Below are 20,577 nucleotides of genomic sequence, written 5' to 3' on the forward strand. Positions count from 1 at the left end.
ACACGCGCTTCACAATTAGTAGATTAATCCAACAAATTCATCGAGTTGAATGCCACCTAAAATCCTCTCTACGTCCATTGAATCGAGTGCATCTGTAATCGCTTGGCGCTCATATTTCACACCAATCAACCGTTGTTCTATTTCTTCTACTTCCCCAACACCAAAGAAATCTCCATAAATATGAATAGCTTCGATACTACCTTTTTCAACTTGCAAACGGACATCTATGCCCCCTACCGGAAAACGCTTGGATTGTTGTACGTTGAATTTCGGTGAGCGTCCGTAATTCCAGTCCCAATTACCATAACGTTCAGCTGATAACTTGTGGATGTTCTTCCAATCTTCTTCTGTCAATTCCTTGTATTGAATATTCTCTTCACCATCGAATATCGAATTCAAGATTTCTTGTCTAAACTGTTCGATTGAGATGGGTTGTTCTAGAAACTCTGAAATATTCGCTACTCTGCTACGAATGGATTTAATCCCTTTAGACTCAATCTTGTCTTTCTTTACTTTCAGCGAGTTCACGACACCTTCCATATCTGTATCAAACAGTAATGTACCGTGGCTGAACATGCGATCGCCCGTCGCGAATTGCGCATTACCCGAAACTTTACGTCCTTCGATTAAAATATCATTGCGTCCTAGTAGTTCCGCTTTGACACCCATCTTCGCCAAAGCATCTGTGACAGGCTCCGTGAACTTTTTGAAGTTGCGGAATGAATTCCCATCATCTTTTGTAATAAAGCTGAAATTCAAGTTCCCTTGATCGTGATAGACTGCGCCACCACCCGATAAGCGACGAACTACATGAATACCTTCGCGGTCCACGAACTCTGTATTAATTTCTTCAATCGTGTTTTGGTTTTTACCGATGATGATCGATGGTTCATTGATATAGAACAGCAAATAAGAATCTTTATCGATATCCATTGTTTTTAACGCATACTCCTCAATCGCTAGGTTAATTCGTGGATCGGTAATGCCTTTATTGTCGATAAACTGCATATTTTTCTCTCTCCTCACAATTTTGTCACATTATTTTTAGTTAATTCTTTCAATTTAGAACGTTAAAAACCCTCGTAAAGCGCGTCATGAAAGGCTTGAATCCATTTTAACAGAAATACAAAGGGAGTGTTGACTTTTACAACCTGTTATAATACACTGTGAATAGATCATTTAGTTATACAACAACAACAAAGGGGATTGATTATTATGGTAGAAAGCATCGTAGAATTCTTCAAGAACTTGCCGGCAAAGGTTTGCGCGTCATGCGGAAACGAAATCGAAGAGCAGCATGAGTGCTACTCAAATCACTGTGATCACTGCAACATCAAATAAATAGCCTCTCATTCGGCGGATATGCATATATTCGCTTTTTTTTTATGTTTAAAAATAGATAGTCTCTAGACAAAATAGTTCAAGTATCCTATTAGAATGGCTACTTGAACTGTTTGATTTGTAGGAAATAGATAGTACGTAGAAATAAATACATGGTGTGTGGTCCGGGATTGAAGCTACAGAGGCGGACGCTTTCCGGAGGGCGTGGCTTGAGCCAAGCGAACAGCGAAGGGTTCGCTTTGCCGTATTTCTGCGGTCTTTGCAGAAATTAAGGCAGCTGTGCTCCTAACGCTTCGCTTTTGCGAGTGAAGCGCAGCGAGAAGGAGCATATCTTTGCTTTGACAGGTGAAACACCCAGCGAGCGTAGCGAGGGGTGTGGTTCACCGCCCGCCCTCCGGAACGCGTCCGCCTGGAACGCAGCGAAACGGCATCCTTCCCCCTTCTCAGTTATTCATTCCACAAACCAAAAAGCTCAAGCAGCCACTTTACATGGTTGCTTGAGTTTTTTATTTGAAGAGCTGCTTCAAGACGTTCTCCATAGCGACGACTCCCTGATCGATACAGTCTGGCAGGCCGACTCCGTTATAGGAAGCGCCTGCTAGTTGAATCATAGGAAATTGTTGTTGGAGTTCTTCTCTCGCTCTAACAATCTTTTCTTTATGTCCGACACGATACTGCGGCCGGTCGTCTTTCCAACGTGTTATGATACAGAACTCTGGCTCACTTTGAATATCCAAAATATCCCGCAAATCTTTGAGCACAATTTTCTCGATCTCACAGTCAGGTAAATCAACAATTGCCTCTTCGCCAACACGTCCAACGAATGCTCTGATCAGTACTTTATCGTCCGGAGTCGTTGTTGGCCATTTGCGATCGACTAATGTGCAGGCAGTAATCGAGTGACCGCTACTGCGGGGAACTAAAAATCCTGTTCCGTCGATGTTACGTTTCATAGCCTCTTTTGGAAAGCCCACTGCAACCGTAGCAACAGATGTCATCGGTATTGTCCCTAATTCCTTGAGCAGTCCGTGCGATTCAAATAATTGTCGCGCAACTGTATGGCTTGTCGCCAAAATAACAGCATCCGCTTCGATTTTCTTCTGATCACTTAATGTTAGAATTGCACGTTCGCCTTGCTTATTGACTTTGGCTACCCGCGTGCGTTTCATCACAGTTACCCCATCAAGCTGTTCTTCGAGTGCTTCTACCACTGACTCCAAGCCGTTCTTGAATGTATGGAACGCACCCATTTTCTTTGAACTATGGCTATTTTTTTGCGGCAACTGTTTAGGCGTTGTTTTTTTCATGCCCAAAATTAAGCTTCGATGTTTTTTTTCCACCTCATAAAACTGTGGAAATGTTGACTCTAGGCTCATATGGTCAATATCACCGGCATAAACACCCGACAGCAACGGCTCGATTAGATTTTCCACCACTTCCGTACCGAAGCGTCGTCTGAAAAACTTGCCGAGTGACTGATCACCTGTTACTTCAGAACGCGGAAGAACCAAATCTCCCGCTGCTCGTAGCTTGCCGCTTAAGCTAAATAGTCCCGACGTGATAAATGGTTTGATTTCGGTTGGGATCCCCATCACAGCGCCTGCTGGAATAGGATGCATTTTATTATGTAATAAAATATAGGCTTGGCCTGTCGCATTTCTAACGAGCTGATCCGCTATGCCTAAATCACTAGCCAATTGATCCACACTTTTCTTACGGATTAAAAAGGAGTCGGGACCGCGTTCGATCACATAGCCGTCTCGACGGACTGTTTGGATTTTCCCACCTAGTTCAGTAGATGCTTCTATCAAAGTGATATCTAGTGGAAGTCCATGCTCACGGGCTTCTTTTTGCATATAATACGCTGACGAGAGCCCAGTGATGCCTCCACCGATAATTACTACTTGCTTTCGTTCGCTCATGTCCTCCGTCACTCCGATTCTGCTAAATTTAATTCGATTCCTTCAACTGATCAAGTACAGCATCTGCCATTGCATCTACAAATAAAGGATCCGTATTCGGCATTGCCGGTCTATGGTAGGCCGCACCGATAGCGTCACAAACGACTTTACACTCATAATCATTGTCGTATAACACTTCCAAGTGATCGGAAACGAAGCCTACAGGCGTATAGACAAATGATTGGTAGCCTTTTGTTTCATGTAATTCACGTGTTAGGTCTTGTACATCTGGTCCAAGCCAAGGATCTGGTGTTTGTCCTTCACTTTGCCAACCAAGAGCATACGTTTTTACACCCGCTGCTTCTGTGATCAACTCTGCTGTTTCCTTCAGTTGATCGGCGTACGGATCACCGTTTGCCAAAATCTTTTCAGGCAATGAATGCGCTGAAACGATAAGACACGTATTTTCACGTTCTGCTTCATCCATTGCATCATATGTTTGACGTAATTGATTGGACCAATAGTCGATGAATTTAGGTTGCTTGTACCAGCTTTCCACGGAAGTCATTATAATACCATGCTTGTCCGCTTCTTCTTTCGCACGGCCGTTATAGGATTTTACTGAGAAAGTAGAGAAGTGCGGTGCTAATACGATAGATACCGCTTCTTTAATACCGTCATTCTCCATTTCTTGTACAGCGTCTTCAACAAATGGCGCAATATGTTTTAAACCGATATAAACCTTGAATTCGATGTCGTCTTGTACTTCGTTTAATCGATTACCTAATGCATACGCTTGATCTTCTGTAATGCGTGCAAGCGGAGAAATGCCACCGATTGCTTCGTAGCGATTACGTAGATCTTCTAACTGTTCTGGCGCTGGTGGACGACCTCTTCTAATATGCGTGTAATATGGCTCTAAATCCTCGTAGGTGTATGGTGTTCCGTAAGCCATTACGAGTAAACCCATTTTCTTTTTCGTCATCACGTTCACCTCATGGTTCGATTTTTATTTTGCGCGTAGTTGTGCACTGTATTCATGCACAAAAGCAGTCAGACGTTTCAATGTCGCAGGCTGCACTTCAGGGAAGACACCATGTCCTAAGTTAAAGATATGGCTACCGTGTTCAACACCTTCTTCGACAATGCGCTTCGCACGCTCTTCAATAACTGACCAATTTGCAAGTAACAGCGTTGGATCCAAGTTTCCTTGAAGTGGCTTTGTAAGACCACGTTCTCCTGCTTCTTTAATCGATAAACGCCAATCCAATCCGACAACATCTACTGGAAGATCATGCCATTCATTTGCTAAGTGGCTTGCCCCTACTCCAAATGTAATCAATGGAACGTTTAGCTTACGAAGTTCAGAGAAAATACGTGTCATCGTTGGTTTGATGAAGATTCTGTAGTCTGATACGTGTAACGCTCCTACCCATGAGTCAAATATTTGCACTGCTTTTGCACCAGCTTCAACTTGTGCTTGAATATAAGCAATCGTCATGTCCGCTAATTTATCCATTAACGCAAACCAAGCCTGTGGTTCCGAAACCATAAATGACTTTGTTAAGTTATAACTTCTTGACGGTCCACCTTCAATCATATAACTCGCAAGTGTGAAAGGCGCTCCAGCAAAACCGATCAATGGAACATTCAATTGTTCTTTCGTTAGGATCTTGATTGTTTCCAAAACGTAAGGCACTTGATCTTCCGCTGAAAACTCGCCTAGCTTTTCAATATCTTGAACCGAACGAATCGGATTAGAAATTACTGGACCAACGCCCGCTTTAATCTTTACGTCCACTCCGATTCCAACTAATGGTGTGATGATATCTTTATATAAAATAGCTGCATCTACATCATACTGATCAACAGGTAGCTTTGTTACATACGCACATAATTCAGGTTGATGTGTGATTTCTTCCAAGGAGTATTTCTCTTTAATTTTTCGATATTCTGGTTGTGAACGTCCCGCTTGACGCATGAACCACACTGGTGTGTGCTCAATTTCCTCGCCTCTAGCTGCACGCAATAACGTATCATTAAATGTTGTCATTTTCACCGATTCCTCTTTCCATTATTTTATGCATTACAGTTGTTCAGAAGATATACGTTACTCATGATAAACGGTTGATTAGTCAATGTATAGCGAATTGCGTCTTTGTCATAATTTTGTGCTTTGATTACCTACTGATTTGCCATGTTTTAGACAATGATTCATTTCGAACTAGCTAACTTAGTGTTTGATTTGAGTAATTTTAGGGAACTAATTACTATAGAATGTAAGATTACTGTTACTTGCCAGAGGAGGAAATATAGATGAATATTTATATCACGACTGGAACGATCGACTTTATGGAAAAGGTCAAAGATAAGTATGCGGATGAATCTATGTTGTTAATGAACGGTGGCGGTCACACGCTTTTGCTACATGAAACGAATGGCAAGTCCGTGTTCCAAACACCCCGTAAATATGAAGTAGTAGGTGCATTTGGTAACCTGACAGAACCTGGATACTTCGCGCTAGACAACGTCGCGGTAACGGATGAAGGTAAACCGATTTTCGAACATCGGTACAAAGAAATGGGCGAAAAACTTAGAGACATCCCGGGCTTCATCGCTTTCCGTCTCCTGCGTCCAATCGGTTCTGACACATATATCGTTCTGACTGAATGGACGGATAGACGATTATACGATCTATGGCGTAACTCACCCGGATATAAACTATCCAATCCAAATGATTTCAAGGACCAAGGTGGCACGACTCTACATATCTTCACAAGTGCACCTTATACTGCGACTTACAAGACACCGACCGAGGAGGTTTGACGTTTAACCGTCAAACCTTTTTCTTCGGACTTTTATCTGAAACTTCGGATTCCGAAATTTGCGACGCTTCACTCTACTTGTTATAATAAATACTATGTTTTACATGAGCATTCTCAGTCTGAAAGGGGTTTTCTTAATGAAAGATCAATTATTCAAGAAGTTAGAACAATCTTATGACGATATGGTAGAGATTCGACGCTATTTGCATATGAATCCAGAAGTTTCATTTAAAGAAGAAAAAACCGCTGCGTACATTGCGGATTTTTATAAACAATTATCAATCGACGTTCGAACAGGTGTCGGCGGTAATGGCGTGGTCGCACGCGTTAAAGGAAGTAAGCCTGGGAAAACTGTGGCAATGCGTGCGGATTTTGATGCGCTACCTATACAAGATCAAAAAGACACACCTTACGCTTCTACAGTGCCTGGTGTCATGCATGCTTGCGGACATGATGGTCATACAGCAACTCTTCTGCAACTAGCCAAAGCACTAAATGAAATGCGCGAAGACTTAGCCGGAGAATATGTTTTCATCCATCAACACGCTGAAGAACTGGCTCCGGGTGGTGCGATTGCCATGATTGAAGATGGTTGTCTTGAAGGTGTGGATGTTATTTTTGGTACACATCTATGGTCACTCTATGAGACTGGGATTATTCACTATGCAGTGGGTCCGGTTATGGCTGCGGCTGACCGCTTCTTAATTAAAATACAAGGTGCTGGTGGACATGGTGCATCTCCTCAGCAAACAAAAGATGCGGTCGTTATCGGTTCACAGTTAGTCATGAACTTACAACAAATCGTTTCTAGACGTGTAGATCCAATCGAATCAGCTGTATTATCAGTGGGCTCTTTCGTTGCAGATAATGCGTTCAACGTTATCGCAGACCAAGCAGTTTTAGGTGGCACGGTGCGTACATTCACACCAGAAAACCGTGATTTGATGGAGCGTGAAATCAAGCGCGTAGCAGAAGGTACAGCAATCACAAATGATTGTCAGATTGAAGTAGGGTATTTCCGCGGCTACCCTGCTGTCATTAATCATGAAAAAGAAACAGAATTCCTAAAAACTGTAGCAAAATCTATTCCTAATCTAAAAGGCGTAGAGGAAATGCAACCGCAGATGGGCGGAGAAGATTTTGCGTATTACTTGGAAAAAGTGCCTGGCACATTCTTCTTTACAGGCGCAAAACCAAAGGATGCGTTTCCACATCACCATCCACGTTTCGACATTGATGAAGAAGCAATGCTTGCAGCAGCCAAAACACTTGGTGCAGCCGCAATTGAATACCAGAAGTGAAATAGTGCCACCGACAGAAGTATACTTCTGTCGGTGGCTTTTCAAATGTATACGTCAGAAAACAAGCCGAATTAATAGAATATTCACCATTTTGTATTTTTAATATTGATTTTCGTTTTTTCTGTTTTATAATTAATAGAACAAGTATATTGTCCTATTACTAGGGAGGGATCGATATGGTAAATCAACAAAATTTGTCTTCTTATATTGTTACATTTAATACTTTTGCATTACTTCATGGACAACATTCAAATCCATTCTATACAAAAGTTGTAGAAAACAATCGGACATTCATTGTCGAAAAAACGCCATTGGAAATTATGAAAGATTCTTGTGCTCATTATCGTACAAACTTCGATTCGATTATTAACAGTTCAAAAAATGACTTGAAAAATCGTCCGAAGCCACCGATCATGCTAACACACTTAAATAATCGACCACTGTTATTCTTCCCTTTACTGTCACCAACGTTACATAAAAATTCGTGGGTTGCTTATCATGCAGTGAAAGATACACATCAATGTGCAGACGGTGTCTCTGTTGTATTAAAAAATGACACGCATATGCCACTGGATACTTCGATGGCAACTGTTTACCGTCAAATGGCACTGTCCCACATATTATCGCAACGATTCGACAATGCCCAAGAAGAGTTAAGAAGTTCCTATTATATGATTATGGACCGTAAAAACTCTGACTCTCCAATTTCCTAAGGTATTGATTTAACAGCTCTTCGGTACGATTTCGTAAGCGTACATTCAAGTAGCGACGAGTATCTTCATAGCCATTGTATAGGAATAGATACTCTGTAAATAATTCATCTGTCGATTGCCGAATCACTTTCATCTTGCGTCGCTGCAAATAGTTCGCTGTTTTTTGTAGATCTATTGTTACAGCATTCATCGTTTCATCCAATAAATGAAGGTATGGACTTTTCAGTTTAATTGGAGCTTCTTGCAGAATACTACGGTCCCGTTCTAAAATAGTTAGTAGCATCGGTAAGTATATATAGTTCTCCATATAAGGTAATGCCTCCGCAGGAAGGAAAGGCATATGAGTCACCTCCTCGAAAAAGAACAAACGTTCGTAAATAGATTATAATTCTATTTGTTCAAAAAAGCAAGTATCACTAGTACGGTAAACTTTTTTCATTTTCTTGCATGAAAAAAGTTCCAGCATAATCGCTGGAACTTTCATTAGTTTACAGGTTCGTTCACATTTTCATCTCCGATAAAGTAAATTGAAAAGACTTTCCATTGACCGTCTTCTTTATTAAAAACAGTTACTTGGCGTCCTTCAGGAGCATTTTCTACACCGCTCTTCACGTCAGTTAAGGTTGTTTTCATAGTCGCGAACAATTGCGCCTCTTTTTCACTATATTTCACAATAGTTTCATTGTCTGTCTCGCGTCTTATGGTAGTTGATTTAAACATTTCTTCTGCAACAGCCCGTTCTTCTTCAGCGTCATAGCCTTCTTTAGATAACGTCGCGAGATAGCCATCAATATCTTGATTATTAAACGTCTCGATATATTCATTAAATACTTCCAGAATAGCCTTACGTTCGTCATCCGGCACATCTGTCGCTTCTTCCACTTGATCTCCCGACATGCTAAACCCTACCTTATTGTCATCCACGCCATGATCGATCGCTCCGCTTCCAGGAGTTGCTTCACCGTTATCGACATCATTTGGATTTGTTTCCTCTGATTTATTACATGCGCCTAAAACTAAAGCTAAAGCTAAGGCGATTGATGCGGCTGCTATTTTCTTTTTCATAATTTCCTCCCACATAGAGAAAAAGGCCTTTCAATTTCAAAAGACCTTTTCATTTTTTAATTAACTTCTACCCAACCATTTTTGATCGCTGTAACGACGGCTTGTGTACGGTCATTCACATTCATCTTCTGTAAAATACTAGACACGTGGTTTTTCACGGTTTTTTCTGAGATGAATAGCGTTTCACCAATTGTTCGGTTACTTTGGCCATCTGTCAATAACTGTAACACTTCACATTCACGCTTCGTCAATAAATGAAGCGGTCGACGGATATCATTTTGTTGGAATGATCCTTTATGTTCTCTATCACTCAAACGACGGAATTCCGACACGAGATTATGCGTCACTTTCGGGTGCAAATATGACCCACCATTAGCTACTACTTTAATAGCCTGTACAATTGCATCTGCATCCATCTCTTTCAACATATAGCCGAGTGCACCTGTCTTCAACGCATGTGTCACATATGACTCATCATCATGAATTGAAAGCATAATAACTTTAGCATCTGGATATTCTTTGACCAACTGCTCTGTAGCATCGATACCATTCATACGTGGCATATTAATATCCATTAGAACGACGTCTGGCTCCCACTGACGATACACTTCAAGTACTTCACTTCCATCGTCACCTTCCGCCACTACATTAAACGAATCCTCAAAATCTAAAATTCGTTTAACTCCTTCTCGGAATAACTGATGATCATCTACAATTAAAATTTTTGTTGTTTCCATATTCTATTCCTCCCAATATTCACATTACTTACAGTTCTTCATCTAGCGGAATTCGTAAAAGAATCGATGTGCCTTCTCCAATTTTCGAAATCACATTCATTTCACCTTTAAGTAAATCCACACGTTCCCGCATGCCTATCAAACCAAATGATTTATCCTTCACTTCTTTTGTATCAAAGCCGCAACCTTTGTCTTTTACAAGTATATTTACGGTATCACGCAACCATTCAATTTTGACCCAAATTTCGTCTGTTTTCGCATGTTTGATACAGTTATTCACAGACTCTTGTACAAGTCGAAAGATCCCCACTTCAAAATTGGAATTGAGTCTTCTTTCAGCTCCATTGCTATGAAAATGAATGGTTAGCGGTGCCTCATATTCACTAATGGTTGATAAAAACTTCCGTAATGTCGGAACAAGTCCTAAATCATCTAAAGCCATCGGACGAAGATCATAAATAATACGTCTTACTTCCGATAACGCTCCCTTTACCATCTCTTTTAGATTAGACAGTTCCAGTAAGGCTTTGTCCGGGCCATATTGTACAAATGTCTTCTCGATCAAGCCAGAACGCATCAACACATTGGCTAACATTTGCGCGGGTCCATCATGAATATCACGTGACAGTCGCTTTCGTTCTTCTTCTTGAGCTTGAATAATTTGAATAGCAAAATCTTGTTTATGACGAGCAGTTTCAAGGGCTACACTTACATTTTTCAAATCAGATGTTAAGTAAGTGATCACAGTAGTTACTTGATTTACAAGTTGATTCGCCCTTTCAATTGTAGTGAGAAGCATCGCAAGCCGACGTTCCAGCTCATCTCGTCTCTCCCGCAACTGCTTTTCCTCCATTTTATTGATAGAGACGCGTACAAGCAAATCATTTGCAGCACTATAGGCTTGCTTCACTTCATCTTCGCTGTATTTTATAAAATCCTTCGACACGTTTGCCAAGCGTTTTCTGGAGTAGCGTGACATATCATCTAAATAGTCGCCTTCTATTATGACATGCGAAATGCTTTCTTTCACTTCCACTAATTCTTTTTGCATTTCTTCAAAACTTTGGCGGCTTTGTTCACTAATTAAATATATGTCATTTTTCGATCGATCCATCACGTTTACCATATTACCGAAGATCTTCTCCATCTGTTGGATGTCTATCGCCTTCTCGTTCAAATTACACCCTCCCGCACCTATCTATGTAAACTATGCGAAGTGAGCAACATTGCAGTTTAGCCTAATTACTTATACACTTCTACATAACAGTATATCATCTCAATGATGTAAAAGTATTATAAGTATATTACAAATGTAGGGGGTACGACAAATGCGAGCGAATTATAAAACAGTACAACTTTATGGAGAAAGTGAATTCGTGATTCAAAAATCCCGTTTCCTTTCATTTGTCAAACGAGTTGAGACAGAACAAGATGCAATGGACTTCATTCAAGAAATAAAAAAAGAACATCATACAGCGACACATAATTGCTCTGCCTATATAATCGGTGAACACGATCAGATCCAGAAAGCCAATGATGACGGAGAACCGTCTGGCACAGCTGGCGTTCCTATGTTAGAGGTTCTAAAAAAACAACAACTAAAGGACACTGTCATCGTCGTGACACGTTACTTCGGCGGCATTAAACTGGGCGGTGGTGGCTTGATTCGCGCCTATGGGAAAGCCGCTTCGGAAGGAATTGCTGCAACAGGAATTGTAGAGAGAAAGTTGCATGCACTGACAAAGGTTACCATAGACTATACATGGCTAGGCAAAGTAGAAAATGAAGTACGTCAATCTGCCTATCCATTAAAAGAGATTGTCTATGAAGGGGACGTCGAGCTGTTTTTATATGTTCCTGTAGAAGATGAATTGATTTTTACTGAATGGATGATGGAACTAACGAACGGGCAAGCTATTGTTACGGAAGTATGTCATGAGTTTCTAGAGTTTTCCATTTGATATAACTATACGTTTGTTCAAAAAACGGTTATAATGGAGAAAGGTGCAACTTACTATTCATATGCACTTCTTTCATTTTAAAAATGAAATGAAAGAAGTAAAAATACTTGCCTATTTCGGCAAACCCCGGCTGATTTTTTCTTAATTCGCCATTGGCGGCTTCTCGTGCCGTACACTTTGGAGGTATAAAATGAAAAGAGAAGAATATAAAAAAAAGAAGGCATCTTGGTCAAAAACTAAGCGTTTCTTGAAAATAGCTACATTCACCTTTCTTATTGCAGCACTAGGCGTCACTGCCTATCTATTTAAACTGCACAATCAAACGGTAGAAGTATTAGACCGTTCCTACGAACCCCTGGCCCAAAGTGAACCACCTGAGTTGCATGTGGAACCAGCAAAAGACAAGGTTTCCATACTGCTAATCGGTGTCGATGAAAGTGAAGCACGTCACGAAGTAAAAGGACATGGTAGATCTGATGCGTTGATTGTAGCCACATTGAACCCGAGGATGAAAAGCATAAAACTTGTCAGTATTCCCCGCGATTCTTATGTTTATATTCCAAAAGTAAATTATAAAGATAAAATTACACATGCGCACGCTTTCGGCGGCACTGCCGCTTCCATTGAAACAGTAGAAGGTTTATTGGATATTCCGATCAATTATTATCTGAAGATGAATTTCAATGCATTTATCGACGTTGTAGACGCACTAGGCGGGGTAGAAGTAGAAGTTCCTTATGAACGTATTGAAAAAGACGAAAATGATAATAATGCGATACACTTAATGCCAGGACTTCAACGATTAGATGGACGCCATACACTCGCTTTAGCCAGAACACGTAAACTTGATAGCGATATCGAGCGTGGTAAACGTCAGCAAATGATTCTTCAAGCGATGATTAAAGAAGCCACTTCGATTAAATCCCTTACTAAATACGGTGATGTGATCAATGCACTAGGTGAGAATATGAAGACAGACATGACTTCTAAACAAATGCTTTCTTTCATCGAATATGTAAAGAGCGGCATGCCAGAAGTTGATACTCTAACACTTAGCGGATATGATGATATGTCAACAGGCATCTATTACTACAAACTAGATGAACGAAACTTAGAAGAGACGAAACAAATCTTAAAGTCACACCTGGGGCTGATCCCAGATTCTTCGTCTTTAACCGAATCAAACACACCACAAACCGTATCCGAAATAGCGCAACAATAAACAAAAGCTTTTGGCAATTGAATGAGATAAATACTTACAGACTGTAGACAAACACCAGAAATCTTGGTATTTACCTGCAGTCTTTTTTCTTTTAAATTAGAGATCATACTAGACATATTGATAATTTTTAAAGCGAATTAGCGTCTGATCCATACTCTCTTAAACACATCACTACCTTTGAATAATACACCAGTGAAGCGAAGGTTGGCTTACCGCGGGTCCTCCCCGAACGCGTCCGCCTGGAACGTAGCGTAACGGTACTACTGTCCAATTCTTTTATCTAACAAGAAAAAGCTCTTATCCGCATATGGCAGATAAGAGCTTTTTATAGTTACTTTCCAATCATTCGCACTAAATTCAATAACGGTCGATAATTCGCGCCTGCCAAACCTATAAGTTCGACAAATAGCTCGATAACGATGAGCATGACGAAGATCAGTAGCAAGGCTCCCCAAACAGTTGCTTGAGAGAAGAGAACTGCTGCTGCACCAAACAAGATTGCGATTCCGTAAATCGTTAAGACAGCTTGTCTATGCGAAAAACCTACACGTAGTAAACAATGATGTAAATGTGATTTATCAGCGGCAGTGATGGATTGCTTCATCCGCACACGTCTTACGATTGCAAAGAATGTATCTGAAATCGGAACACCTAACATAATAATTGGAATAACTAACGATACAACTGCGACATTCTTAAAACCAAGCAATGCCAGAACGGAAATCATAAACCCTAGGAACAGTGAACCTGTATCGCCCATAAAAATTTTCGCCGGATGGAAGTTGAAGATTAAGAATCCGAGCGAACTAGCTGCCAATATAGATGCTGTAGCTGCAACAAAGAAATCTCCCATTAATGCCGCCATTACTGTAATAGCAATCAGCGCAATTGTAGAAACACCTGCTGCAAGACCGTCTAGTCCATCGATCAAGTTAATGGCATTTGTAATCCCTATAATCCAAATGATCGTAATTGGAATACTTAAGTAACCGAAATCTAATTGGCCGATAAACGGTAAGTTAATGAATTCAATTTGTAAGCCGCCCCATAAAACAACGACTAATGCAGCTAAAAGCTGACCTGATAATTTTGCTTTCGCTGTAATTTCTAACATATCATCTAAAAAGCCAATTAGAACGATAATTACCGCACCAACTAAAATTCCAGTTGCATGCTCGTCTTTAGGCAATAAAATAGCATATCCAATAATAAACGCACCAAAAATGGCTAATCCGCCAATTCTAGGCATTATTCTCGCATGCACTTTTCGATAATTGGGACGGTCAACCGCACCGATCCGATAAGCGAGCTTGATGACAAGCGGTGTTAGTATGATAGCAGCGATAAAAGCTACAGACATTGCGATGAATAACATGTCTTTCCTCCCCAATTAGCAGTAAGTTCATAGTGCTTTCTATTATAGCACAGATTACACTAGATTTCATCATTAAGTACACTCCCTTTTTATATCCCTTCAAATGATTGTGTATAAACTTTGACACTTCTATAACTCCCACCTTTTAACTAATAAAAAACTCTACAACTTTTAGTTTAACGCGATGGTAAATACATGCTTTATTCTATAGATAGTCTTTTGTAAGACTTTTTGGTAAAATAGATAGGAATCTCTCATTGAGTTAGAGATTTGAAAAGGAGCGTCTAATTTATGTTGAATTTTTTTAAGCGTAAAAATGGAACTAGTGAACGCCAACTACGTAAATATCGAAAAATCGTAGAACAGATTAATGCACTGGAGCCTACATATATCGCCATGTCAGATGATGATTTGTCGGGAATGACCGAGCAATTCAAAGAACAATTACAAAACGGTGCAACGATCGAGAATATCTTGCCAGATGCTTTCGCTGTCGTGCGTGAAGCTTCTAAACGCGTTCTTGGTATGCGCCATTTTGATGTGCAGTTAATCGGTGGAGCAGTATTAACTGAAGGTAATATTTCAGAGATGCCAACGGGTGAAGGTAAAACTCTTGTTGCATCGCTCCCCTCTTATGTACGAGCACTAGAAGGTAAAGGCGTACACGTTATTACCGTTAATGATTACTTAGCGAAGCGAGACTATGAACAAATTGGGCAAATTCATCGTTTTCTCGGTTTGACTGTCGGATTAAATGTACCGATGATGCAAGGTCCTGAGAAACAAGCGGCCTATCAATCAGACATCACATACGGTGTTGGAACAGAATTTGGTTTTGACTATTTACGTGACAATATGGTTCAGCATCCTTCTCAGAAAGTTCAGCGACCGTATCATTTTGCGATTATAGATGAAGTTGACAGCGTCTTAATTGATGAAGCGAAAACTCCGTTAATCGTCGCTGGTAAGATGCAAGCAGATGCTGACTTGCACCTTATAGCTGCTCGCCTTGCGAAACGATTTAAAAAGGGTGATGATTTCGAGTTTGACGATGCAACGAAAGCTACTTCTCTTACAGAACAAGGGATTGAAAAAGTAGAGAAAGCATTCGGTATCGATAATCTATATGACTTAGAGCACCAAACTCTTTACCATTATGTAATCCAAGCCGTTCGAGCATTCGTTATCTTTAAACGGGATGTCGATTATATCGTGCGAGAAGATAAGATCGAACTTGTCGATATGTTCACCGGACGAATCATGGAAGGTAGAACGTTATCGGACGGTTTGCACCAAGCAATCGAAGCTAAAGAAGGTGTGCCGATTACAGATGAAAATAAAGCTCAAGCGCAAATTACAATTCAAAACTACTTCCGTATGTACCCAAAACTTTGTGGTATGACGGGTACTGCCAAAACGCAAGAAAAGGAATTCCGCGAAGTTTATAATATGGAAGTCATTCAAATCCCAACGAACCGTCCGCGCGCACGTATTGACGCGGCAGATTTCGTCTTTAAAACGACCGAAGATAAATACAAAGCAGTAGCGAAAGAAGTTGCAGCACGCCACGCAAATGGACAACCTGTTTTAGTAGGAACAACGTCTATTTTACAATCTGAAGCAGTAGCTAAACACTTGCGTGAAGAAGGACTTCGCTTCCACTTACTAAACGCCAAAAGCGTGGAGCAAGAAGTAGACTTAATTTCACAAGCAGGACAACCTGGACATATTACTGTCGCAACTAACATGGCAGGTCGCGGAACCGATATCGTACTCGGTGAAGGCGTCGAAGAAAATGGCGGACTGTTCGTATTAGGTACTGAAAAGCACGAAAGCCGTCGAATAGACAATCAATTACGCGGTCGTTCAGGTCGACAAGGCGACCACGGAGAAAGTCAATTCTATCTTTCATTGGAAGACGAGATGTATATCCGTTTTTCTCCTGAAGAACTAGAAAAATTCCTCACAAAAGTTCGTACCGATGAAAATGGAAAAGTATTGAATTCTGAAGTACATGAACTGACGGAACGCACGCAACGAATTGTTGAAGGTGCACACTTCTCTATGCGCGAGTATAATTTAAAACTAGATGACGTCATCAATGATCAGCGAGAAGTTATCTATTCATTGCGTAATCGGGTACTAGAAGGTAATGATATTTTCGGAAAGTTAAAGACGATGCTTTCAGAAACAGTAGAATTTGTTGTACTAGATAGCTGTCCAGATAATGAGATTCCGGATAACTGGGATTTCGACCGAATCGAACGTACGATGAACGCCTTATTGTTGACTCCTGTCGAGCTACCAAAATCTATGGATCGCACTGCAGATATTATGATGCAATACGATGATGGCTTGGAAGAGTTGTTTGCATTTATCGACTCATTCACTGATAATGAACAAGTGAGCCAACTACTCCCACAAGTCATGCTAAGCTACTTAGACACGATGTGGGTCAAGCATTTAGAAGTAATGACTCGTCTAAAAGAAGGAATCGGACTGCGTTCTTACGGACAAGAAGATCCGATGCGTATTTATCAGCGGGAAGGCTTGCAGTTATTCGCTCAGCATTTCCAACGTCTGCGCCGCGATATCGCATCTGAAATTATCGTATTCATGAAACAACTAACTTCACAACTACAGGAGGGGGTTTCCCAATGAAACTCTTCAATCTATTCAAAAAGACGGAAAAAACAGGATTAGACAGTACCGTTGGATCCGAAGAAATTTTAGAAAATGCACAACATCTTACTGGTGACGAAGATATCGAAACAGCACTATCCCTTCACCCAGAATGGAATCTGACACAAGAGCAAGAATACGTTTTTCGTTTCCTTGCAAATGAAATAGATCCATTAAAACCAAACCAAATCTCTTTATCAGGTATCGATATTGATATGGAACCCGCTAATGGTAGCTGGTTAGTAAAAGCATTTTTCCGCTCTTCACTTAACCAAGCAATCACAGTAGGTCCAATTGAGTTATTACTACTTGATGACGAAGGTAACACTGCCGCTTCAGCGGAGTTCGATTTAAATGAACTAGGCGAAATTCCCGCTCGGAGCGCCCGTCCATGGGTATTCGTCTTCGAAACGAAGGATCAACTAGCTGCAGAAATCCCTACGGAGAACTGGAAACTAGCATTCAATGTTCATTCCATGAGACCACACCAGCTAGAACTTGCACCTTCATGGGAAGAGCAACTACCTGCTGAGCAAAAAGAAGCTTTAGCAAAAATAGTAAGCGATCTACCGAAATTAAAGCCACGCGAAGTAAATATCGTTGGTTTCCAAATACAAACACAAGAAGACGGAAACATCTCAGCTTCCGTTTTTGTACGTAACGGTCACTCAAAGCAAATCAATATCGAGAAGTTACCACTTGAATTACTTGATGCAACTGGAGAAAAAGTCGCACAGGGCACTTTTGATCTAAATCCCCCACTTTCAGTGAAAGCAAATAGCACAATGCCTTGGACATTCATTTATCCGAAGGAATTAATCCTAAAAGAACAACCAGATTTCTCACGCTGGACGATTCGCGTTCCACAGGATTCAACAAACTAATTCAAACCCGCCACGACTTTGATCGTGGCGGGTTTTTAGCGCGGAGAGGGCAGGTTCTATGAGCTCGACACTACTTTCTATGAGCGCGACTTCGCTTTCTATGAGCGCGGCTTCGCTTTCTATGAGCGCGGCTTCACTTTCTATGAGCGCGGCTTCACTTTCTATGAGCGCGACTTCGCTTTCTATGAGCGCGGCTTCGCTTTCTATGAGCGCGGTTTCACTTTCTATGAGCGCGGCTTCGCTTTCTATGAGCGCGGCTTCGCTTTCTATGAGCGCGGTTTCACTTTCTATGAGCGCGACTTCACTTTCTATGAGCGCGACTTCGCTTTCTATGAGCGCGACTTCACTTTCTATGAGCGCGACTTCGCTTTCTATGAGCGCGGCTTCGCTTTCTATGAGCGCGGCTTCGCTTTCTATGAGCGCGGCTTCGCTTTCTATGAGCGCGGTTTCACTTTCTATGAGCGCGGCTTCGCTTTCTATGAGCGCGGCTTCGCTTTCTATGAGCGCGGTTTCACTTTCTATGAGCGCGGCTTCGCTTTCTATGAGCGCGGCTTCGCTTTTATTTCCACCGTCCCCACGCAAGAAACTACTGTTCATTCCTGTATATAAAAAAAGACATCACAGAATGTTAGTCTTACTAACGTCCAGTGATGTCTTTTATCGTATACTTTATTCGGCTTTTATACACCAGCAACGCGCTTAGCTCCAACGTAGCGCTTTGCCCAGTAATGAGGATCATTTATACGATCCACTCGCACACCTTTAGTAGTGGAAGCATGTGCAAACTTTCCGTTGCCTATGTAAATCCCAACATGTGAAACGCCGCGACCAGTTGTGTTGAAGAATACGAGATCGCCCGAGCGCAAGTTAGACTTCTTAACAGCACGACCTGAAGCGTACATTGCACGTGAAGTACGTGCCACTTTTAAACCATTTTGTTTAAATACATAACCTACATAGCCTGAGCAGTCAAAACCCGCTCTTGTCGTGCCACCATAACGATATTTGATACCCGTTAAACTAGTTGCTGTTTTAGAAATTTTTGTAGCTTTAGTTGAGGCTTCTGCTTGCTCTGCGAAAGGAGCAACGAGTAATAAAATCGACATTGCAACTACAGAAATTATTTTCTTTACTAGATTCATATGTCCCTCCACTATCCCTAAGTATTTTTTAGTTATATTCTATGTCTTAATATTGATAATACTTTATCATGTTTAAAACGTTCTTATATTACAGTTGTGTAACAGCTATATGTCGAATTATGTCGTTTTATTACACATCGTAATTATTCTTTCCTCCACGCAAAAAAAACAAGCGATAAATAGTATTATCACTTGTTTTACCTGTTCTATTAGTCAATCTGTAAATCTGTAATAACAAGTACATCTTTATGAAGCAATAATTTAGTAATTGGCCATTCTGGAGTGACTTTACCTGATTTAAGCTTTTCCATAGCCTCACGTTTTTTCTCACCAAACGCTACCATGATTAATTTCTTAGCTTTATTAATAGAAGAGATCCCCATCGTTAACGCGATAGAAGGAATTTTATCATCATTTTCGAAGTACTGGCAATTTACGCCTAGTGTCGAATCGGTAAGCGTCGCAACATGTGTAACAGAGTCAAATGGAGTACCCGGTTCGTTGAATGCTATATGACCATTCTCTCCTACTCCTAATAGCTGAATATCGAGCGGGTGAGAATTTAACTGTTGTTCGTATTCCATACACTCTTTATCCAAATCTTCCGCCATACCATTCGGAATATATGTCTCCTTGAATGGCTTCTTGCTGAATAAATGATGGCGCATGAAATATGCATAGCTATTTGGATTATTAGCGTCTAAACCAACATACTCATCTAAGTTAAACGCTGTAACTTCTGAAAAGTCCAGATTTGAATGAATCCATTCTTGGTAAACTGGGATCATCGTGCTGCCTGTTGCCAGTCCAAGTACATGCAGTCTGTCATTTTGCAACTCATCCTCAATTACCTTAAACACTTCTTTCGCGCCCTCTTCAGGACTTGTAACTGTGATCCACTTTACGTTTTCCATCTACTACACACCGGCTTTCCTAAGTTTTACCTTATATATTGTAATTTCAAATATACAGTTGGTCAAGATTTGAGTAATTTTTTTCAGATTATCTAATAAATGTTAGTTTACTTATAAATTTTATATAAGGAACTAAAGGCCTAGTGTTTTTTTCATCTAACTAGTCCTTTACCACTTAACCTATACATAAAAAGGGTTTTTGTTTATGTCAATCCTATGTTAAGTGGTTGAACATATTGTGAACTTTTCACTCTCTTACAAATTCATAGGGAATTCCCCTACTTATTTTTTTCACGGCTAACAATATGATAAACGTAAGGCTTATTCCGCAACGAGGAGGTGACCACAATGAGCAAAAAAGAGATCTCTTCTACAAAACAGACGAAGGAAGATGTGAATTTAAAAGGCACGCTAATTATGGTAATGATTTTAGGTATCATCATTCTTGTATTTTGGTTTGGCGTTTACGGTTTGTTCTTATCTAGATAATCATCAGCAGTTAAGGAGGAAAAAT

The 20,577-nt window shown here is 40.6% G+C and carries 21 protein-coding genes; 9 read left to right on the top strand and 12 right to left on the bottom strand.

Going from position 1 to position 20,577, the window contains the following annotated elements; all coding sequences use genetic code 11:
- Positions 1-15: 15 nt before the first annotated feature.
- Positions 16-1,008, bottom strand: coding sequence for a lipoate--protein ligase (lplA, locus tag ORD22_RS01880; protein ID WP_317644140.1), 993 nt, complete (start codon positions 1,006-1,008; stop codon positions 16-18).
- Between the two features lie 207 nt (positions 1,009-1,215).
- Between lplA and yhfH the strand changes: the two genes are divergently transcribed.
- Complete coding sequence (gene yhfH / locus ORD22_RS01885) at positions 1,216-1,341, top strand: protein YhfH (RefSeq protein WP_317644141.1); 126 nt, start codon at positions 1,216-1,218, stop codon at positions 1,339-1,341.
- A gap of 506 nt (positions 1,342-1,847) precedes the next feature.
- On the opposite strand, the gene hemY is transcribed toward yhfH, so the two are convergent.
- From hemY to hemE, 3 genes are read right to left on the bottom strand one after another with little or no spacing between them, the layout of a single operon-like run.
- Complete coding sequence (hemY, locus tag ORD22_RS01890; RefSeq protein ID WP_317644142.1) at positions 1,848-3,263, bottom strand: protoporphyrinogen oxidase; 1,416 nt, start codon at positions 3,261-3,263, stop codon at positions 1,848-1,850.
- 28 nt (positions 3,264-3,291) lie between these two features.
- Positions 3,292-4,227 carry a ferrochelatase gene (gene hemH / locus ORD22_RS01895; RefSeq protein ID WP_317644143.1) on the bottom strand — a complete coding sequence of 312 codons (936 nt, stop codon included), beginning with the start codon at positions 4,225-4,227 and terminating at the stop codon, positions 3,292-3,294.
- Between the two features lie 24 nt (positions 4,228-4,251).
- Positions 4,252-5,295: a uroporphyrinogen decarboxylase gene (gene hemE / locus ORD22_RS01900; RefSeq protein ID WP_317644144.1), complete on the bottom strand. Its 1,044-nt coding sequence runs from the start codon at positions 5,293-5,295 to the stop codon at positions 4,252-4,254.
- 263 nt (positions 5,296-5,558) lie between these two features.
- Between hemE and ORD22_RS01905 the strand changes: the two genes are divergently transcribed.
- The 3 genes from ORD22_RS01905 to ORD22_RS01915 all read left to right on the top strand — a co-directional run bounded on the left by ORD22_RS01905 (position 5,559) and on the right by ORD22_RS01915 (position 8,081).
- The gene (locus ORD22_RS01905; RefSeq protein ID WP_317644145.1) at positions 5,559-6,068 is read left to right on the top strand and encodes an antibiotic biosynthesis monooxygenase family protein; all 510 of its coding nucleotides are present in this window, start codon (positions 5,559-5,561) and stop codon (positions 6,066-6,068) included.
- 136 nt (positions 6,069-6,204) lie between these two features.
- Positions 6,205-7,368, top strand: coding sequence for an amidohydrolase (locus ORD22_RS01910; RefSeq protein WP_317644146.1), 1,164 nt, complete (start codon positions 6,205-6,207; stop codon positions 7,366-7,368).
- A 176-nt stretch (positions 7,369-7,544) separates the two neighbouring features.
- Positions 7,545-8,081 (top strand): competence protein ComK, encoded by a 537-nt coding sequence (locus tag ORD22_RS01915; protein ID WP_317644148.1) that lies wholly within the window; start codon positions 7,545-7,547, stop codon positions 8,079-8,081.
- Here ORD22_RS01915 and ORD22_RS01920 read toward each other — a convergent pair.
- The 4 genes from ORD22_RS01920 to ORD22_RS01935 all read right to left on the bottom strand — a co-directional run bounded on the left by ORD22_RS01920 (position 8,044) and on the right by ORD22_RS01935 (position 11,060).
- Positions 8,044-8,421 carry a YhjD family protein gene (locus ORD22_RS01920; protein WP_317644149.1) on the bottom strand — a complete coding sequence of 126 codons (378 nt, stop codon included), beginning with the start codon at positions 8,419-8,421 and terminating at the stop codon, positions 8,044-8,046. The genes ORD22_RS01915 and ORD22_RS01920 overlap by 38 nt on opposite strands.
- A 143-nt stretch (positions 8,422-8,564) precedes the next feature.
- Positions 8,565-9,146: a nuclear transport factor 2 family protein gene (locus ORD22_RS01925; RefSeq protein ID WP_317644150.1), complete on the bottom strand. Its 582-nt coding sequence runs from the start codon at positions 9,144-9,146 to the stop codon at positions 8,565-8,567.
- A gap of 56 nt (positions 9,147-9,202) precedes the next feature.
- A complete protein-coding gene (locus ORD22_RS01930) occupies positions 9,203-9,883 on the bottom strand; it encodes a response regulator (RefSeq protein ID WP_317644151.1) in 681 nt (226 codons plus the stop codon).
- 28 nt (positions 9,884-9,911) lie between these two features.
- Entirely contained in the window at positions 9,912-11,060 is a 1,149-nt protein-coding gene (locus ORD22_RS01935) for a sensor histidine kinase (RefSeq protein WP_317644152.1), read from the bottom strand.
- A 151-nt stretch (positions 11,061-11,211) separates the two neighbouring features.
- Here ORD22_RS01935 and ORD22_RS01940 point away from each other — a divergent pair, with 151 nt between their 5' ends.
- Both ORD22_RS01940 and ORD22_RS01945 read left to right on the top strand, forming a co-directional pair.
- Entirely contained in the window at positions 11,212-11,844 is a 633-nt protein-coding gene (locus ORD22_RS01940; protein WP_317644153.1) for a YigZ family protein, read from the top strand.
- Between the two features lie 190 nt (positions 11,845-12,034).
- Positions 12,035-13,066, top strand: a complete 1,032-nt coding sequence (locus tag ORD22_RS01945; RefSeq protein WP_317644154.1) for an LCP family protein — start codon at positions 12,035-12,037, stop codon at positions 13,064-13,066.
- 331 nt (positions 13,067-13,397) lie between these two features.
- Here ORD22_RS01945 and ORD22_RS01950 read toward each other — a convergent pair whose 3' ends face one another.
- A complete protein-coding gene (locus ORD22_RS01950; protein WP_317644155.1) occupies positions 13,398-14,441 on the bottom strand; it encodes a glycosyltransferase family 4 protein in 1,044 nt (347 codons plus the stop codon).
- A 291-nt stretch (positions 14,442-14,732) separates the two neighbouring features.
- Between ORD22_RS01950 and secA2 the strand changes: the two genes are divergently transcribed.
- Together secA2 and ORD22_RS01960 are read left to right on the top strand one after the other, a co-directional pair.
- On the top strand, positions 14,733-17,102 hold the full coding sequence (gene secA2, locus ORD22_RS01955; RefSeq protein ID WP_317644156.1) for an accessory Sec system translocase SecA2: 2,370 nt from the start codon (positions 14,733-14,735) through the stop codon (positions 17,100-17,102).
- Entirely contained in the window at positions 17,099-18,007 is a 909-nt protein-coding gene (locus ORD22_RS01960; RefSeq protein ID WP_317644157.1) for an accessory Sec system S-layer assembly protein, read from the top strand. The genes secA2 and ORD22_RS01960 overlap by 4 nt, the downstream gene beginning before the upstream one ends.
- Here the strand turns inward: ORD22_RS01960 and ORD22_RS01965 are convergent.
- The 3 genes from ORD22_RS01965 to ORD22_RS01975 all read right to left on the bottom strand — a co-directional run bounded on the left by ORD22_RS01965 (position 17,996) and on the right by ORD22_RS01975 (position 20,063).
- Positions 17,996-18,604, bottom strand: coding sequence for a hypothetical protein (locus ORD22_RS01965; RefSeq protein WP_317644158.1), 609 nt, complete (start codon positions 18,602-18,604; stop codon positions 17,996-17,998). The genes ORD22_RS01960 and ORD22_RS01965 overlap by 12 nt on opposite strands.
- Positions 18,605-18,687: 83 nt before the next feature.
- Complete coding sequence (locus tag ORD22_RS01970; RefSeq protein WP_317644159.1) at positions 18,688-19,149, bottom strand: C40 family peptidase; 462 nt, start codon at positions 19,147-19,149, stop codon at positions 18,688-18,690.
- A 209-nt stretch (positions 19,150-19,358) separates the two neighbouring features.
- On the bottom strand, positions 19,359-20,063 hold the full coding sequence (locus ORD22_RS01975) for a glucosamine-6-phosphate deaminase (RefSeq protein WP_317644161.1): 705 nt from the start codon (positions 20,061-20,063) through the stop codon (positions 19,359-19,361).
- A gap of 348 nt (positions 20,064-20,411) precedes the next feature.
- On the opposite strand from ORD22_RS01975, the gene ORD22_RS01980 reads away from it, so the two are divergent.
- On the top strand, positions 20,412-20,552 hold the full coding sequence (locus tag ORD22_RS01980) for a cytochrome c oxidase subunit 2A (protein ID WP_317644162.1): 141 nt from the start codon (positions 20,412-20,414) through the stop codon (positions 20,550-20,552).
- The last annotated feature ends 25 nt before the right edge of the window (positions 20,553-20,577 follow it).

This window comes from Sporosarcina sp. GW1-11 (assembly GCF_033088395.1).
In the GTDB taxonomy this organism is placed as follows: domain Bacteria; phylum Bacillota; class Bacilli; order Bacillales_A; family Planococcaceae; genus Sporosarcina.

Excerpts from the sequence above, each read along its gene's own strand:
- ORD22_RS01925 (WP_317644150.1), bottom strand. The coding sequence starts at position 9,146 with ATGAAAAAGAAAATAGCAGCCGCATCAATCGCCTTAGCTTTAGCTTTA.
- ORD22_RS01980 (WP_317644162.1), top strand. The coding sequence starts at position 20,412 with ATGAGCAAAAAAGAGATCTCTTCTACAAAACAGACGAAGGAAGATGTG.
- ORD22_RS01945 (WP_317644154.1), top strand. The coding sequence starts at position 12,035 with ATGAAAAGAGAAGAATATAAAAAAAAGAAGGCATCTTGGTCAAAAACT.
- ORD22_RS01960 (WP_317644157.1), top strand. The coding sequence starts at position 17,099 with ATGAAACTCTTCAATCTATTCAAAAAGACGGAAAAAACAGGATTAGAC.
- ORD22_RS01950 (WP_317644155.1), bottom strand. The coding sequence starts at position 14,441 with ATGTTATTCATCGCAATGTCTGTAGCTTTTATCGCTGCTATCATACTA.
- hemY (WP_317644142.1), bottom strand. The coding sequence starts at position 3,263 with ATGAGCGAACGAAAGCAAGTAGTAATTATCGGTGGAGGCATCACTGGG.
- ORD22_RS01915 (WP_317644148.1), top strand. The coding sequence starts at position 7,545 with ATGGTAAATCAACAAAATTTGTCTTCTTATATTGTTACATTTAATACT.
- ORD22_RS01975 (WP_317644161.1), bottom strand. The coding sequence starts at position 20,063 with ATGGAAAACGTAAAGTGGATCACAGTTACAAGTCCTGAAGAGGGCGCG.
- hemH (WP_317644143.1), bottom strand. The coding sequence starts at position 4,227 with ATGACGAAAAAGAAAATGGGTTTACTCGTAATGGCTTACGGAACACCA.
- yhfH (WP_317644141.1), top strand. The coding sequence starts at position 1,216 with ATGGTAGAAAGCATCGTAGAATTCTTCAAGAACTTGCCGGCAAAGGTT.
- ORD22_RS01910 (WP_317644146.1), top strand. The coding sequence starts at position 6,205 with ATGAAAGATCAATTATTCAAGAAGTTAGAACAATCTTATGACGATATG.
- secA2 (WP_317644156.1), top strand. The coding sequence starts at position 14,733 with ATGTTGAATTTTTTTAAGCGTAAAAATGGAACTAGTGAACGCCAACTA.
- ORD22_RS01940 (WP_317644153.1), top strand. The coding sequence starts at position 11,212 with ATGCGAGCGAATTATAAAACAGTACAACTTTATGGAGAAAGTGAATTC.
- ORD22_RS01920 (WP_317644149.1), bottom strand. The coding sequence starts at position 8,421 with ATGCCTTTCCTTCCTGCGGAGGCATTACCTTATATGGAGAACTATATA.
- lplA (WP_317644140.1), bottom strand. The coding sequence starts at position 1,008 with ATGCAGTTTATCGACAATAAAGGCATTACCGATCCACGAATTAACCTA.
- ORD22_RS01930 (WP_317644151.1), bottom strand. The coding sequence starts at position 9,883 with ATGGAAACAACAAAAATTTTAATTGTAGATGATCATCAGTTATTCCGA.
- ORD22_RS01905 (WP_317644145.1), top strand. The coding sequence starts at position 5,559 with ATGAATATTTATATCACGACTGGAACGATCGACTTTATGGAAAAGGTC.
- ORD22_RS01970 (WP_317644159.1), bottom strand. The coding sequence starts at position 19,149 with ATGAATCTAGTAAAGAAAATAATTTCTGTAGTTGCAATGTCGATTTTA.
- ORD22_RS01965 (WP_317644158.1), bottom strand. The coding sequence starts at position 18,604 with ATGAACAGTAGTTTCTTGCGTGGGGACGGTGGAAATAAAAGCGAAGCC.
- hemE (WP_317644144.1), bottom strand. The coding sequence starts at position 5,295 with ATGACAACATTTAATGATACGTTATTGCGTGCAGCTAGAGGCGAGGAA.